Annotated in this window: 14 protein-coding genes; 4 read left to right on the forward strand and 10 right to left on the reverse strand. The window is 42.0% G+C overall.

All coding sequences use genetic code 11. From position 1 onward, the window contains the following. The 5 genes from tssD to QQJ93_RS01685 form a co-directional block, all read right to left on the reverse strand. On the reverse strand, positions 1-274 hold a 274-nt coding region (gene tssD, locus QQJ93_RS01665), incomplete at its 3' end, for a type VI secretion system tube protein TssD (protein WP_284186017.1). Positions 275-565: 291 nt separating this feature from the next. Next, positions 566-1,618 carry a Gfo/Idh/MocA family oxidoreductase gene (locus QQJ93_RS01670; protein WP_089123784.1) on the reverse strand — a complete coding sequence of 351 codons (1,053 nt, stop codon included), beginning with the start codon at positions 1,616-1,618 and terminating at the stop codon, positions 566-568. Positions 1,619-1,676: 58 nt separating this feature from the next. Beyond that, complete coding sequence (locus QQJ93_RS01675) at positions 1,677-3,086, reverse strand: efflux transporter outer membrane subunit (RefSeq protein ID WP_089123785.1); 1,410 nt, start codon at positions 3,084-3,086, stop codon at positions 1,677-1,679. Continuing rightward, positions 3,086-5,074, reverse strand: coding sequence for a MacB family efflux pump subunit (locus QQJ93_RS01680; protein WP_089123786.1), 1,989 nt, complete (start codon positions 5,072-5,074; stop codon positions 3,086-3,088). The genes QQJ93_RS01675 and QQJ93_RS01680 overlap by 1 nt, the downstream gene beginning before the upstream one ends. 2 nt (positions 5,075-5,076) lie before the next feature. Next, positions 5,077-6,243: an efflux RND transporter periplasmic adaptor subunit gene (locus QQJ93_RS01685; protein ID WP_089123787.1), complete on the reverse strand. Its 1,167-nt coding sequence runs from the start codon at positions 6,241-6,243 to the stop codon at positions 5,077-5,079. A gap of 339 nt (positions 6,244-6,582) precedes the next feature. Between QQJ93_RS01685 and QQJ93_RS01690 the strand changes: the two genes are divergently transcribed. Genes QQJ93_RS01690 through dctM form a run of 3 tightly spaced genes read left to right on the forward strand, consistent with a single transcriptional unit; the run spans position 6,583 to position 9,545 of the window. Then, positions 6,583-7,530 carry a TRAP transporter substrate-binding protein gene (locus QQJ93_RS01690; RefSeq protein WP_089124511.1) on the forward strand — a complete coding sequence of 316 codons (948 nt, stop codon included), beginning with the start codon at positions 6,583-6,585 and terminating at the stop codon, positions 7,528-7,530. 33 nt (positions 7,531-7,563) lie between these two features. After that, a complete protein-coding gene (locus tag QQJ93_RS01695) occupies positions 7,564-8,262 on the forward strand; it encodes a TRAP transporter small permease (protein ID WP_089123788.1) in 699 nt (232 codons plus the stop codon). Next, positions 8,262-9,545: a C4-dicarboxylate TRAP transporter large permease protein DctM gene (gene dctM, locus QQJ93_RS01700; protein WP_089123789.1), complete on the forward strand. Its 1,284-nt coding sequence runs from the start codon at positions 8,262-8,264 to the stop codon at positions 9,543-9,545. Before QQJ93_RS01695 ends, dctM begins: the two co-directional genes overlap by 1 nt. A 157-nt stretch (positions 9,546-9,702) precedes the next feature. Here dctM and QQJ93_RS01705 read toward each other — a convergent pair whose 3' ends face one another. From QQJ93_RS01705 to QQJ93_RS01725, 5 genes are all read right to left on the reverse strand, one after another. After that, positions 9,703-10,263, reverse strand: a complete 561-nt coding sequence (locus QQJ93_RS01705; RefSeq protein ID WP_089123790.1) for an LbetaH domain-containing protein — start codon at positions 10,261-10,263, stop codon at positions 9,703-9,705. Between the two features lie 216 nt (positions 10,264-10,479). Beyond that, positions 10,480-11,148: a DUF1826 domain-containing protein gene (locus tag QQJ93_RS01710; RefSeq protein ID WP_089123791.1), complete on the reverse strand. Its 669-nt coding sequence runs from the start codon at positions 11,146-11,148 to the stop codon at positions 10,480-10,482. Then, positions 11,145-12,350 carry a zinc metallochaperone GTPase ZigA gene (gene zigA, locus QQJ93_RS01715; RefSeq protein ID WP_089123792.1) on the reverse strand — a complete coding sequence of 402 codons (1,206 nt, stop codon included), beginning with the start codon at positions 12,348-12,350 and terminating at the stop codon, positions 11,145-11,147. Before zigA ends, QQJ93_RS01710 begins: the two co-directional genes overlap by 4 nt. A gap of 224 nt (positions 12,351-12,574) precedes the next feature. Then, entirely contained in the window at positions 12,575-14,536 is a 1,962-nt protein-coding gene (gene cpdB / locus QQJ93_RS01720) for a 2',3'-cyclic-nucleotide 2'-phosphodiesterase (protein ID WP_089123793.1), read from the reverse strand. A 160-nt stretch (positions 14,537-14,696) separates the two neighbouring features. After that, positions 14,697-15,536 (reverse strand): DUF6279 family lipoprotein, encoded by an 840-nt coding sequence (locus tag QQJ93_RS01725; protein WP_089123794.1) that lies wholly within the window; start codon positions 15,534-15,536, stop codon positions 14,697-14,699. A 109-nt stretch (positions 15,537-15,645) separates the two neighbouring features. Between QQJ93_RS01725 and QQJ93_RS01730 the strand changes: the two genes are divergently transcribed. Further along, on the forward strand, positions 15,646-16,578 hold the full coding sequence (locus QQJ93_RS01730; protein ID WP_089123795.1) for a M14 family metallopeptidase: 933 nt from the start codon (positions 15,646-15,648) through the stop codon (positions 16,576-16,578). Positions 16,579-16,607 lie beyond the last annotated feature (29 nt).

A 16,607-nucleotide genomic window follows, 5' to 3' on the forward strand; every position in this document is an offset into this window, starting at 1 on the left:
CTAGCTTTTCACCCGACGTTAATGCGTTGTACATCAGCGGAACCGCTTTGTTTAAAGCAACGGTGAATTTGAATGGTTTGTGAACACGTTGACCTGAAGGTTGACCAGATTGTGGATCGGTTGGAATCGTGACAGTGTGGTCAACATGTTGAACCAGCATCTCATCCTCATGGCCTTCTACATAAGAATCACCAATAGAATCAGCAGTACATGCGCCAGCAGTGATGTTGCCTTGAGTCGCGCCTTTGATTGATAAATAACATGGAGTTGGCATTACTAATATCCTTTTTTCGTTGCTGTAAATTAATGAGGTCAATTAATTCCCTCGAGTAACACCAACGGTATGAGCAATTAATATGCCACTTTATATAACCAACAAAATCAACAAATTAAGCTTTAACAAAAAAGAAAGTCAGGCAACTTTTTGCGTACTACTACGTAAAAAGTTGCCTGGTCATATACCCAAGCAACTACTACCCAAGCAACCACAAAAAAACCGCCAATAAATAATCTATTGGCGGTTTTGTATTAGTGAAATATACCTAAAACAATAAGGATATTTAACTTAATCTTGCAGGTTTAAAGGCACATATGCAGCTTTATTGGCGATCGTTTCTAAAATATGCATAACCACAAGAGCTTCATTTTTCTCAACGGGTGGGCTTAGTCGTTTACCATCAACCCAATCTTTAAAGTCATTATAGAATTGAGTGTAGTGTTGGTAGTCTGCAGGCACTTCTTCTATTCTATTTTTAAAGTGGATTTTGCATAGGCTTTCAGGCGTATCATGACCAAAGGTTGGTGAGTCTAAAAAGATTCCTTGCTTTAAATCTCTTTCTTGCTGGTCAATATCGTACTTCTCTACCGTTGCTTCTGTACCATTAATAATCCAGCGTGGCGGATGCTTAACGATTAACTGAGAATGACGTACACGAATGCGTAAATTGCCGTAAATCAGCTTAATATCATAATAGTCTTCTGGCACCGTATCCGAATAGGTTAAACCTTCACCAATGTAAAAATTCTTTTGATTACACACATCATAAATAATGCTGTCTGGCTCACCGTAAAGGCTGACAACTTGGTCGATAAAATGCACCGCATGGCCATATACACTGCCAGCATATTTATCACCTTGATTATCAGCACCATCTGGTCGGTAGTGAGTGTGATTTGATTCTATCTCCATCACCTTACCAAGATCTTGACGTTGTAAGATCTTCTTAATCGTAAGAAAGTCACTGTCATAACGGCGATTTTGATACGGCGTGATTTTAACTTTATGTTGTTCCGCTAATTGATAAAGCTCTTTAGCTTCCGCTAACGTATTGCAAAATGGCTTTTCAACAATCACATGCTTACCCGCCAAAATACATTGTTTCGCAAATTGATAATGAGTACTTGGCGGTGTTGTCACACTGATCGCTTCTACATCACTTTTTAATAATTGTTCAATATCATCAAAGCGTTGCGGCTCAGCTTTGGCTTGGTATGGCATCTCAAATGATTTAGAGCCTCGTGTATAAAACCCCACAATATCAAATTGACCAGAAGCCTCTACAAATGGCATATGGTAACGGTTCGTACTTTTTCCATAGCCAATAAAACCTAACTTCATGCTTCCCTCTCTAAACTGCTTTTGATTATGACTCTACTTTCGCATTCTATCGCACAATCTAAATATCCGAATCATCATTTTGATAGGCATCTATATTGGGTGCAACATCTTGCCCACCTAGTGCTTGATACAGGGCTACTTGAGCGACAAATTGATTGTAACGATTTTCTAACAACGACGCTTTAGCATCTCGTGTGTTTTCTTGAGAATCGAGTAAATCCATTATGGTGATTGATCCATATTTATAGCGCGAAATATAGATCCGTTCAGCTTGCTCCGCGGCATCGTATTGCTCTTGCAAGCGATCTTGTTGATAACTTAACTGCTCACGAGCAGACAGCGCATTTTCTACATCCTGAAACGCCGAATACAACACCTGGCGATAGCTGACTATCGAAGATTGATAATCTACATCCGCAATATCTTGGTTGTTTTGCATATCATTCCATTGCAAAAATGGCAACGTTAAATCTGCCCCTAGACTGCCAATCGGGTTAGATAACAATTCTTTTAATTCTTGTGATGAACCCCCTAAAGCGCCTGTAAGCGTTAAAGTCGGTAAATATTCCAAATCAGCAGAATCTTTACTGGCGAGGCTAGATTTAATCTCATAAATCGCCGCTTTAACATCCGGCCTTCTGATCAATAAATCCGCCGGAACACCTGATGACACTTCTGGTAAAGTAATATCGGGTAATTGCTTGACGGTTTTTGTCATATCAAGTGGTGGTTGATTAAACAAAATCGCAAAAGCATTGTTTGCCTCCACTAACTGTTGATTAAACTGACTTTGCTGTGCTTGTAAACTAGCAAGACTACGTTTAGCTTCCAGAACATCAAGCTTGGTCACAGCGCCTAATTGATATTGGCGAGTAATCAAATCTAAGGTTTTTTGTGCGTCGGCTACATCCGTTTCACTTAATGCTATACGCTGCTTTAAATATCCAATTTGCCAATAAAGTGATGCCGTAGTGGCCACCAAACTTTGCGCGGTACTCTCGCGATCTTCAAGGCTTGCCATTGCGGCCCATTTGGCTTGATCGGTATCGGCAGAGATTTTCCCCCACAAATCTAATTCATAACTGACCGATAAATTAGTGCTATAGCTGTCGGTTGAATCACCGCCATCTAACGGTTTCGATACACCAGCAGAGGTAGTTGAGCTTAACTGGGGATACAAATCATCATCAGCTAAACCCATTTGTAGACGAGCCTTTTTTACTGTGAAGGTCGCAAGGGTTAAATCATTATTGGTGATCAACGCTTGATCAATAAACTGATTGAGGATGGGATCGTTAAACGCGTACCACCACGGATCGACTTTCACATCCTGCGCAAGATGCTTTTGCTGCCACGCTTCCGGTACTTGTACTGGCGGCGCTTGATAATCGGTCCGAGTTAATGTTCCGCAACCACTCAAGACCATCGCGCTTAACATTAAGCTAATTATTTTTCTATTCATCATCATTAATCTCGAGATAACGCATCGACAGGGTCAAGCTTGGCAGCATTTCTCGCCGGTAAAAAGCCGAATACAATGCCAATTAAAGTAGAGCACACAAAGGCTGAAACAATGGAGGTAACGGAGTAAATCATTTGGAAGCCTCCGCCAAAAGAACTTAACAAACTACCAAAACCAAACGCTAATCCTATCCCCGCAATACCACCACATAAACAAACTAAAACGGCTTCAATTAAGAACTGACGTAAGATATCAATTTGCCTTGCACCGACTGCCATACGCACGCCAATTTCTTTAGTTCGTTCGGTCACTGACACCAGCATAATGTTCATTACACCAATGCCACCCACCACCAATGAAATCACCGCAATGGCAGAAATCAGCAGCGTCATTGTCGCCGTCGTTTTCTCAATATTTTGACGGATGGTATCAGTATTAATAGTGAAGAAATCTTCTGTTCCATGACGCATTTTTAGCAAATCAATAATGCCTTGCTCCGCCGCGGTACTTGGAGCATCTTCATCAATTCGAACCGTAATACTATTCAGATAACGTTGCCCCATCATACGACCCGACATAGTGGTATAAGGCACCCATACTTTTAAACTATCACTATTACCAAAGGCGCTTTCTTTCGCCTCAGTAACACCAACAATTCGAACGGGTAAACGACCTAAAAAAATCACTTTGCCCACGGCATTGGTATCAGGAAATAGCTCTTTGCGAGTATTATCATCAATCACCGCTTCTTGTGCTAAAGAGTCAATACTGTCATCTCCCCAAAATTGTCCATACGCCAATTCATAACCTTTAACACGGAAAAAATCAGGGCCAACCCCTTCGACAGTCGCGGTAACCGCTTCATTGTCATAACGAATCGTTAGGTTTTTATTGAGTGATGGCGTCACACTATCGACATAAGATAAATGCGCCAAAGCTTCAGCATCGCTGCCTGTTAATGTTCTGACTCGGCCAGAACGACGATCACCAAACCCCGTGCCCGGTCGAATATCAATGGTATTGGTTCCCATTGAAGCGATATTAGATAAGATTTGTTTTTGTGTACCGTTACCAAGCGCAACAACAGAGACAACCGATGCAATGCCAATAATAATTCCCAGCATAGTTAGAAAAGTACGCATTTTATGGCTAGTCATCGCCAATAGCGCCATTTTTAGGGCATCTATTAAGCTATCCCAATGCCACCAATGTGATGCGGAATTTCCTCGCATATTTAAACTCGGATGGCTTGTATCTTGAGTTGCTTTCGTTTGAGGTTCCGAGTCTTGAATATTCGGATCTTGGCTGACATTTACCGTATCAGCGATGATCTCTCCGTCTTTAATTTCAATAATGCGATCTGCAAAGTGGGCCACATCCATATCGTGTGTGACTAAAATAATGGTATGCCCCATCTGATGCAGCTCTTTTAGCAGTGCCATCATGTCTTTACCACTTTGGCTATCCAATGCCCCTGTAGGTTCATCGGCCAGAATCACATCACCGCCATTCATCAACGCTCGTGCCACACTAACACGCTGCTGTTGCCCTCCACTTAATTGACTGGGCTTGTGAGTTAAACGCTCACCGAGTCCTAAGCGCGTTAATAACTGTTCTGCACGTTCACTACGTTGTACATGAGACACCCCAGCATAAACGGCTGGCACTTCAACATTCCCCGTTGCCGTTAAATCACTTAGCAAGTGATAGCGCTGAAAAATAAAGCCAAAATATTCACGTCGAAGCTCGGCAAGTTGATCTGAATCCATGGTCGAAGTGTCTTGACCATTTATCCAATACTGACCTTCTGTTGGCTGATCTAAGCAACCTAAAATATTCATTAACGTCGATTTACCAGAGCCCGACGCGCCGACGATAGCCACCATCTCACCTTGTTGGATCTCAAGGTTAACTTGTTTGAGTACCGTTAATGATTCTTCACCACTTACGAAACTGCGCGATAATTCTTCAATTTTTAACAATGGTTGAGTCATGGTTAAAATCTCATCGGTGGTTTACGGCCTTTAGTGCCAGTTGTAGCAGATGGCATACCGACAATAACTTCATCACCTTCTTCAAGACCTGATAATATCTCCGCGTTCACTTTATTATTAATGCCCACCGTAACAGGCTTGCGAACCACTTTATTATTTTCTAAAACTGGCACCATAAACCGATCTTTGCCTTTCGCTTTTTTCAACACTTGAGCGGGGACTAATAACGCACCTTTAGATTCATTAAGAATGATTGACACCTGTGCCGTCATCCCAATACGCAACACCCCTTTCGGATTTTTCACATCAAATAGGGCGTTGTAATAAATAGCATCTGAATCCGTCACCGTTAATTGGCTATCATCGCCGGTCATAATAGTCGGCCCCGGTTCAATCGCACGTAATGTGCCTTGGTATTTTTTATTCGGCTGACCCAAAATACTGAAATACGCGGTTTGACCCGGTTGAACGTGAATCACATCCGCTTCGGAGATTTGCGCTTTAATAGTCATGGTATCAAGCTGGGCGAGCTCAATAATGGTAGGAGTGGTTTGGTTGGCGTTAACCGTCTGGCCAGTTTCAACTGAGGTATAAACAACCGTTCCATCCATCGGTGCACTGATGGTGGTGTAGCCTAGATCCACCTCGGCGCTATCAACATTAATTTTTGCTTTCTCGATTTCGGCAGTTAATTGGGCTAAATCGGCTTGGTAGATCGCCAGCGTCGCTTCTGCGCTTTCGTAATCAGCACGAGAACTAGCCTCTGCTGCTAACATACCCTTCTGACGTTTGTATTCATATTGCGCTTGCTTGATTTGTGCCTGCTTTGCTCGATATTGCGCATTCAGGCTATCCAAAGATGCTTGTGATTCTTTAAGATTATTTTGCTGGGTCAGGCTATCAATCTGAGCAATCAAATCCCCTTCTTTAATCTCATCTCCTAGTGACACCGCCAGTTTCTGAATTTGCCCCGAAACTTGAGCACCGACATTCACCAACTTAGCTGCTTGCAACATGCCATTGGCTAGCACGGTATTTTCAATATCACCTCGTTGTACTTTTTCGGTGGCATACACTGGTGCAGTCTCAGACTTACCATAATAAAACCAACCTGCTGCTCCAATCAGAGGAATAGCAACAATAAGAATCCAGCGTGTTTTAATTTTCATCAGCAAAAGGAATGTAAAGAAGACATAGCTAAGTTATACCGATTCTTTCGCGATCAGCATAGAGCAGGGGGTGTAAAGAAAAGTAAAAGTCGGTAAAGGAAGGATATATACCCAAGTACAAACGTGACCATTCCCTCACTTCAAACATAAATCATCTACTCAAGCGACCTGTTAGCCAAAGGTCGAATAAGCACTTTTGAAATAACGCATTAGGCTTTAATAGCTAAATTATTAATAACAATTACTCAAAATGGAAGAGGGTTAATTATGTTTTCCTTACTACGTAAAACTCGAATCGGCCGGACATTTATCTGTACGGCTTCACTTGTTTCTACCTCAATGTTATTCGCATTTTCTGCCAATGCTGCCGATCCAATTGTGATCAAATTTTCACACGTGGTCGCCGACAGCACTCCCAAAGGGCAAGGTGCATTACTGTTTAAACAACTGGTCGAAGAACGCTTAAAAGGCAAAGTCGAAGTACAAGTTTATGCCAACTCCTCTTTATATGGTGATGGTAAAGAAATGGAAGCCCTACTGCTTGGCGATGTTCAGTTTATCGCACCTTCTTTAGCCAAGTTCGGGCAGTATACTAAGAAACTGCAAGTCTATGATCTACCCTTCTTATTCCAAGATATTAGCGCGGTTGATAAATTCCAACAAAGCGATACTGGTAAGTCATTGCTCAAATCGATGGAAAATCACAACATCACCGGGCTTGGTTACTGGCACAACGGTATGAAACAGCTTTCTGCTAATAAACCTCTACATGTCCCGCGTGATGCACGAGGTCTTAAGTTCCGTGTGCAAGCATCTGATGTGCTAGATGAACAATTTAAAGCTATTCGCGCTAACCCAAGAAAAATGAGTTTTGCCGAAGTCTACCAAGGCTTACAAACCGGTGTAGTTAACGGTGCGGAAAATCCGTGGTCAAATATCTACTCGCAAAAATTCAACGAAGTCCAAGACTACATCACTGAGTCTAACCACGGTGTATTAGATTACATGTTGATCACCAATACCGAGTTTTGGAATGGCCTACCGGATGATATTCGTGATCAATTATCCAACATTTTGGATGAAGTAACTGAACACGTTAACTCTAAAGCGGGCGAGTTAAACCAAACTGCTAAGCAAGCGATTATCGATGCTGGCACCTCTGAAATTATTCAGCTTAAACCAGAAGAACGTGCTGAATGGGTCAAAGCAATGAAACCAGTTTGGGATAAGTTTGAAGACGATATTGGCTCAGATGTAATTGAAGCCGCCCTTGCTGTCGGTAATTAATCATCGAATTCATTTAAAATAAAAGGCCAGCCAATGAATGCTGTTCATCATTTATGGTCAAAGTTAGAGGAGGGCCTCGTTGCCTTCCTCTTAGCCGCCATGACCTTAGTGACATTTACTTATGTCGTGCTTAATAACCTTTACACCCCTTTTTATGATCTATCTGATTGGTTCTATGCTCTGGAATGGTCAGCCACCAGTAATGCTTTTTTATCGATCGGTGATTTCTTTATAGGCTTGGCCCAAGAAATGACATGGAGTACGGCATTAACTAAAGCTTTATTCGGTTGGTTAATCTTTATTGGTATGTCTTACGGCGTGAGAATTGGCGGACATATTGGGGTCGATGTAGTGGTCAATCTACTTTCTACTCGCAAACAGAAAGTAATTGGAATTATCGCTTGTCTTGCTTGTTTAACCTACGCAGCCATGATGACCTACGCCAGCTATGACTGGGTGAGCACCTTATTCCACGCCGATATTTACGCTGAAGATCTGGAAAAAATTGGCATTAAAGTATGGTATATCGGTGCAGTAGTACCTGTTGGATTTGCCCTGCTTTGGATTCGTTTTTTTGAAATTTTCATTCGTATTCTACGCGGCTTACAACTAGGGCTAGGCATTGCTGATGAAACCAAAGACGCCATGAAACATGCGATGGCCATGATGCCAGAAGAATCACAATCAAGCGACCAAACAAAGCCAGCACAGCAGGATAAGGGCAAACCATAATGACGATTCTTTTTCTGTTTTTTAGCTTATTCCTACTGATGTTTATTGGTGTACCTATCGCCATTTCTTTAGGCTTATCCGGTGCATTAAGTATCTTATTTTTTAGCCAAGATTCGATTCGTTCTTTAGTTATCAAGCTGTTTGAAACCTCTGAACACTACACTCTGCTCGCCATTCCTTTCTTCTTGCTTTCTGGAGCATTTATGACCAGTGGCGGTGTGGCGAAAAGACTCATCGATTTTGCTAACTCTAGCGTGGGACACATCCGAGGCGGTCTGGCGATTGCAGCAGTTATGGCGTGTATGCTATTTGCCGCACTTTCTGGTTCATCACCCGCTACCGTTGCCGCGGTCGGCTCAATAGCAATTGCTGGTATGGTTCGCTCTGGCTATCCGAAAGAGTTCGGCGCTGGGATTGTATGTAATGCCGGCACCTTAGGCATATTAATTCCGCCTTCGATTGTGATGGTAGTGTACGCAGCCGCTACGGAAAGCTCGGTTGGTAAGCTCTTTATGGCAGGCGTTATTCCCGGTACCTTACTCGGGTTAGGTTTGATGGTCGCCATCTACATTATTGCACGTAAGAAAAATCTCCCCGCTATGCCAAGAGCTAGCTTAAAAGAATGGTTATCTAGTGCTCGTCAAGCAGCGTGGGGATTACTGTTAATGGTGATCATTTTAGGTGGGATATACAGTGGAATGTTTACCCCCACAGAAGCGGCTGCCGTTGCTGCCGTATATGCTGGGTTTATTGCGTTGTTTGTATATAAAGACATTACCATCAAACAGTGCCCGAACGTATTACTGGAAGCAGCTAAACTGACTGTGATGCTGATGTTTATCATTGCTAATGCGATGCTATTTGCATTTGTTCTTACTACAGAACAAATCCCTCAAACCATTGCCGCTTGGATGATTAACCTCGGGTTATCACCCTGGATGTTCTTATTATTGGTTAACATTATTTTATTGCTGGCGGGTAACTTTATGGAACCCTCAGCGATTATCTTAATCCTTGCGCCCATTCTCTTTCCCATCGCAGTCGAACTTGGCATCGACCCAATTCACTTCGGCATCATCATGGTGGTCAACATGGAAATAGGCTTAATCACGCCCCCCGTAGGCTTGAATTTATTTGTCACCTCCGCGGTCACCGGGATGCCACTTAGCGCCACCATCCGAGCCGCTCTACCATGGTTAATGATCTTGTTGGTATTCTTGATGATTATTACCTACATACCCGCAGTATCACTGTGGTTGCCAAATGCATTGGGAATGCCTTAGCTGTCAGTGCATAAATAAAAACGTGCCGGCGGGTTGGCACGTTTTTATATTACCCAGAATTCATTAATGAGCTTATTAACCAATACTTAATAGCTGAAGTTTTTCCTACCTAAAAAGCCAGTAATAATAGCTGGCACTCCTGCAATGAGAGCCTTATTTAAAGCTCATTTGCAATTCTCCGATACCCTTGTACCAGTTCATGATTGGCCGATACCACAGACTCTGAAAATGCTGAGTATTCCGGCGGTACTTTCGAAATGCTTTCTAAATCAAATTGCGCACCAATATTCGTCATTGGCGGTACGTGGAAGTTTTCTGGTAAATCAAGCCCATCCACTACACAGTTGTGGCGAATAACACATCCACTACCAATCACACTATTAAATACAACTGAATTAAAACCAATAAAAACATCATCACAAACTTCACATGGGCCATGAATAATAGAGCGATGAGCAATAGATGATCGTTCTCCAATAGTCACCGCAGCTCCTGCTTTAGAATGGATCACGACACCATCTTGAATATTAGTATCACATTTGATGACAATCGCTTCCATATCCCCCTCGTCATTCACCTCATCGGCTCGGATTACTGCATAAGGGCCAATAAATACGTTATCTTCAACAATAACTTTTCCACAAATGATCGCCGTAGGGTCAATGAATGCAGTTGCCGATACTTGTGGCATGTGACCTGTCGGGTTTCTTCTTAACATAATTACTTCCTTATTTATTATCTGAAATTGGTATGGTTAGTGGAAAATATAAATTAACGATTAAACGACAAATGTATTGCACTAATAAGTGCCTTACTGACTATCATTGCAATTCGTTAAGCAACAATACCTACACTTGCTTCGGTAATGGTGCTTTCATTCATCACTCGCACATTTTTTATCAATATTACTGGCATAACCTATCAAGCCCTCCTATTAGATAAAATCCAATGTAAGCAATAAGCGTCGCTCATTTGGTTCTACTGCAGGGGAACGATGAATGAGCCCGTTATCCTCATTACCTTCCCAACCACTCCCTTTTAGCAAAGCAACATCACCTACTTGCACTTTTTGAATCGAATTTTCATTACGGTACAAACCCGATAGATGATCAGGTTGGCCAAGGCTTCCTGCACCAAGCTTGGTACGATCAACCCCTTTATTCTCAAGCCATTCCGTTGCCGGACCAACATAAGTTGTAACTAGTCGACAAGGCACATGATCAACGTGAAATTTAGGACACATTGGGCTATCTAGGCGAGTCAGTCTCAACCCCACTTCTTTTAAATCAAACAAGCAACAGAACATATCGACAATCAAAGCAATATCTTCACCCAATGCTTGGGCACACGCATAATCTTCTAATCGAGTGCAAACCCAATCTGCCGTATTATCTGGCGTCAGACTTTGAACCAATGGTAAAGGTTTATCGTCTTGGAGCATTTGATCGATATCTTGCATCATCTGCTTTGGAAGCGTGCGTTGCCATATCGCAATATTCGATTCAGGCTGATAGATATCGGTCAATATGCTCGGTGTATTATCTATCAATGACGAGGATATTGAATCAACAGGCGCAGGGCTTTCGACTATTTCTAAACTCATTCTTCCGTCTCCCAAGCAGCAAATGGGTCTGCTAAGGTTTGCCAAAACTCTTTCCCTGCTAGTACTTCTTCTTGCGTTAACAAACAATCCTCTAATGCTTGTAGTAATGCCGCTTTGTCGAGCCCTTGCCCAATGAACACCAATTCTTGGCGCATATCACCAAACGACTCAATCCAATTTTCTTCAATGGCGGCTATAGATTCAGGGTCGGTCGGCCATTGTTCCTTAGGAATCGCACTCCAAAACAGTCCGGCAAAACCATAATCGGCAATACCACCAGCTTGGTTCCACTGCCCAGCAAAATCAGGACGGGAGGCTAACCAGAAGTAACCTTTAGAACGAATCAATTTTCCAAAACGAGAAAGGTGATGCAAAAGCTGATGAAATTTTTCAGGATGGAATGGACGGCGGGCATGATAACTAAAGCTGCTAATACCATATTCTTCCGTCTCGGGAATGTGCTCACCTCTCAACTCTTTAAGCCAGCCTGCTGCTTGTTCCGCACGTTCAAAGTTAAACAACTCGGTATCCAATACATCAGAAATATTCACTTGCCCATTTTGGATAGCAATAATACGTGCGTGAGTATTTAAGGTTTTAAGAATCGCCTCCAAACGCTTAATCTCATCAGCCTTTGCAAGGTCGGCTTTGCTGATCAAAATAACATCGGCGAACTCAACTTGATCTATCAGCAAGTCTGAAACACTGCGGTGGTCTTCCTCGCCTAAATGTTGTCCGGTTTCTTGGAGAGATTGCGCGGCATCGTAGTCACGCAGGAAGTTTACGCCATCGACCACTGTCACCATCGTATCTAAGGTCGCGATATCAGAAAGCGATACGCCATTTTCGTCAGCAAAAGTAAAGGTTTCCGCAACAGGAAGCGGCTCAGAAATACCGGTTGATTCAATGACTAAATTATCAAATCGACCTTCTTTAGCTAGTTGTGAAACTTCCACAAGTAGATCTTCTCGCAAGGTGCAGCAAATACAACCATTGCTCATTTCCACCAGCTTTTCTTCTTTATGGTTTAGTGATACTTCATTTTTTACTGTTGCGGAATCAATATTAATTTCGCTCATATCGTTCACAATCACCGCGACTCGCTTACCTTCGCGATTATTGAGGATATGGCTAAGTACTGTCGTTTTTCCCGCACCAAGAAATCCCGATAAAACCGTCACGGAAATTTTTTTCTGATTCATTTACCCACTCCAAAGCTCATCTATTTTATGCTTTCAGTTAACCATCTATGATTCATCGGATCTTAAATTTAAGAGACACAGATGGCCCGATTGAATTTTTGGATATGTTATAACATAACAATTAGACTTCAAGATCTATTGTCTAAAAAGATTGATGAGCAAGTAAAAGCCCACCGATCTTGGGTGGGCTTCGTTGTTATATTTCTACAATTTAATTTTGGTCATTACCTTTTCAAATCAATCTGATACACCGCAAAACCGACATCATCTTTGCTGACTTTTCTCATTGGATACTGCGCTTTGTCTTTAATGAACTTAGTCGCCACATCGCTTGGTGAAGTTTCAAACTGGATTTTCAAGTCTGCACTTGTCTTAATCGGAGCAAATGACCAATTGTTATCCGCACTGGGTGTCACTTCACCTTTTTGTTTGCTCACACGAGAAATGTAGTCTGCTAAAATGGTGCGGTTTTCATCTGGTGAATCAAAGGCCACGTGATCGGCACCTGTTCCTGCAAACGTACCACTGTAGGCGCGGTAGTTATTGGTTGCCACAATAAAGGTTTGCTTTGGATTAATCGGTTTACCTTGGTAGGTTAACCCAACAATGCGATGTGAATCTTTATTGATAAGCTGACAATTGGCATCGTATCTTGCTGGTTGAGTGATATCGATTTGATAGTTCACGCCATCGATAACATCAAAATTATAGGTGCGGAATTCATCCCAGTTGATCAAAGACTGAACTTTGTCGCTATTTGGATTTATTTGGTTAAATTGTCCGGCCGAACACTCCAACCATTCTTGTACTTCTTCACCTGATACCTTCATCGCAACCAAAGTATTTGGGTATAAATATAAATCTGCCGCATTACGGAACGTTAACTGACCGGCTTCAACCTCAGTAAAGTTTGAAGGATCATTTTTGCGTCCACCCGCTTTAAATGGTGCGGCGGCGGCAAGTACTGGCAAACCATCTAAGTTAGGATCGCCTTGGATAAAGCGTTCTACGTAATCTTTCTGCGCGAGATTAACAATTTGAACCGTAGGATCGTCTTGTACTAATGATAAAAAGCTATACATCACATCATTAGCTTTACCGATAGGCTGATTAACAAACTTACGCGTTGCTTGGTGGTCGCTGTTTATTGCCTGTTTAATTTCGGCATCCTCTGCCGCCAACGATTTTTGTTTATTCGCATCATAAATTGGACGCGCGACTGCTTTACCATCAGCAACGCCCCATTTACCGTCTTTTTGCTCTAGCACTAAATCAATGACCCCAACGTGACTCCCCCAGCGGCCGGGCATTACTGATGGAATTCCATTAATCGTGCCTTTTACAATATCGGCCCCTTCTACATTCGCAAAGTCTTTACTTGGGAAAACCGCATGAGCATGGCCAAAGGTAATGGCATCAATACCCTTCACTTTTGTTAAGTAATAGACCGAATTTTCTGCGCCTTGTTGATACTTTTCAGTTGAGATACCAGAATGAGGGATCGCGACAATCACGTCAGCACCTTCGGATCTCATTTTAGGAATAAAGACTTCAGCAGTTTGTTTAATATCGTTAACTTGAACTTTACCAGTTAGGTTTTTCTTATCCCACACCATAATTTGTGGTGGTACAAATCCAATATAACCCACCTTAATATCATGCGATTTACCATCAGTATCTTTAAATTGATAGTCCTTAATCACGTAAGGATTAAAATAATTTTTACCAGATTTAGCATCGACAATATTGGCATTTACATAAGGGAATTTTGCGTCATTAGTCGCTTCAGCAAGAAAGTCTAAACCGTAGTTAAATTCATGGTTCCCAAAGTTTGCCACATCATAATTAAGTAGATTCATTGCCTTATAAGCGGGATGTACATCACCAGATTCTAACCCTTTGGCCGCGACATAATCGCCCATTGGACTACCTTGAATTAAGTCACCATTATCGATCAGCACACTATTCGTCACTTCTGCACGCGCTTGCTTAACAACAGTCGCAGCTCGTACTAAGCCAATTTGAGCCGATGGCTTATCTTTGTAGTAATCGTAATCCATAATATTGGCGTGAATGTCGGTGGTTTCGACGACACGAAGCTTAATGGTATCGGCAAAGGCAGGGTTAGCTATACTGATCATCCCGACCAGAACAGAAAACGAAATAGGGTGACGAACAAAATTCATGAAACACTCCGGTGTGAATTTTTAATAATAAGAGTTGTTAGTTAAAAGTGCTGATCGACTTATCAATCAAGCGCAATAATATGATCTCTTTGATTAAAAATATGTGACAAGAAACAAGTTTATTCCGCCTATTTGATTAACCAGCGAGGAAGTTATCACGTTAAGACTCTGACACTAGCTCGGTAAATGTCTCACGCCAATCACGTAATTTTTCATGGTAATGTTCAAGCTGTTCATCCGACATAGCTTGGATGACTTGACTCACCATTTGAAATGTCACCTGACGATTGCGCATTACCTTGTCAGTAAATTCAGCCGTATAAAGTTGCTCGGGGTTTAGCGTTGTATTCAAGAATTTTTGTTTGAATTCAAGAGAGGAGTTGCGTTGTAAAAATAGCACCTGTAATTCGGCTTTATTGGTTTGTTGTTGCAAGAACCAGTCTTTTGCCATTGCTGGGCGATCTAAGCTCCACTGCTGAACCCATTGTTTTTGTTGATCAGATAACCCCCCTAGCCAAGTCTCCAAAGCTTCAGTCATTCGTTCAGCAGATTTTTCATGCATTTCATATTCTGATAAATCTTTGTAATCAGAAAATTCATCACGGTATTTTTCATCTAAAGAAGCAAATAATTCATCAGCCTGATCTTGATCGAGCGTCATAAACAGCTCATACATTTCCGGCATGGCTTTTTGAGCAACTTCAGCAGAAAAACCTTTTAAAAGAAAGAATTCCATCTCGACTTGTTTTGGCGTAATTTCTTTTGGTTGTAAAGTAAGTAGCCTATCAATATGTTCGATATACTTAGGCAATTCTTGATCTCGATGCCACTGACGAACGTCAATCACCGATTGCTTTACCATGTTTTCTTGCGCATCATTAAGCGATAAATAACGGTCGAGATATTGTGTGGCTAACCAATCAAGTCGATTATAAAAAAACTGAGTTGAGCAGCCTGTTAGCACGAGCAAAGTAATCACAATAATCAGGCGTTTCTTCATAATAGCGAACCTATTCAAAAATAAGACAACGTAAATAGTGTAGAAGTAAGATCCGGTTTTCCATACTGTTTTCTGGATGTTTATAGAAAATCTAACCTAAGGACATATCATGAACACGACCAATACATTTCCAATTGGTACTCCAGGCCAATCGTGGGGCGACATAGAAAAACGTCAATGGCTTGAACAAACCACCATCAAACGCTCTTACTCTGAAGAAATCGTGCCCAAAATCCAGTCTTTAAGTAATGATTTTGAGGTGACTCAATATGGTCAATTACAATACGACAATAACCCTGTCGGTGAATCTCGCTACCCTCTATTTGTTTTGAAATCGAAAGCTTGGAATGACGCCAACCCAACGATTTTAATTACCGGCGGGGTACATGGTTATGAAACCAGTGGCGTTCATGGTGCTTTGTTGTTTGCTCAAACCAAAGCGGCACGTTATCAAGATAAATTCAATATTGTCATTGCGCCATGTGTCAGCCCTTGGGGTTATGAAACGATTAATCGCTGGAACCCAGATGCACTTGATCCAAACCGTAACTTTGTGACGAACAGCCCTGCGCAAGAATCTGCCGCGGTTATGAAAATGGTCGCCGATCTTGGCGTATCCATTTTGGCGCATATTGATCTACATGAAACCACTGATACTGATGAATTAGAATTTCGCCCAGCACTGGCAGCGCGTGATGGCATTGAATATGTAAAAGGCTCAATTCCAGATGGTTTCTACACCGTAGGCGATACTGAAAAAGACGATAATGCCTTACAAAAAGCGGTCATTGATTCAGTACGTAAAGTGACGCACATTGCCCCGGCAGATGAGAACAACCAGATCATCGGCTCAGATGTTACACAAGATGGCGTGATTAATTACCCATTAGTCAAACTAGGCTTATGTGCAGGTTTCACTGATTGCCAATATTGCACTACCACCGAGGTGTATCCAGACAGCCCGAAAGTCACTGACGATGAATGTAATCGCGCTCAAGTGGCAGCCATTACGGGTGCTTTAGACTACATACTGGCACAGTAGCTTGTTTTTTCAATAAACAACATTCACCA

The organism is Vibrio algivorus (assembly GCF_030161215.1).
GTDB lineage: Bacteria > Pseudomonadota > Gammaproteobacteria > Enterobacterales > Vibrionaceae > Vibrio > Vibrio algivorus.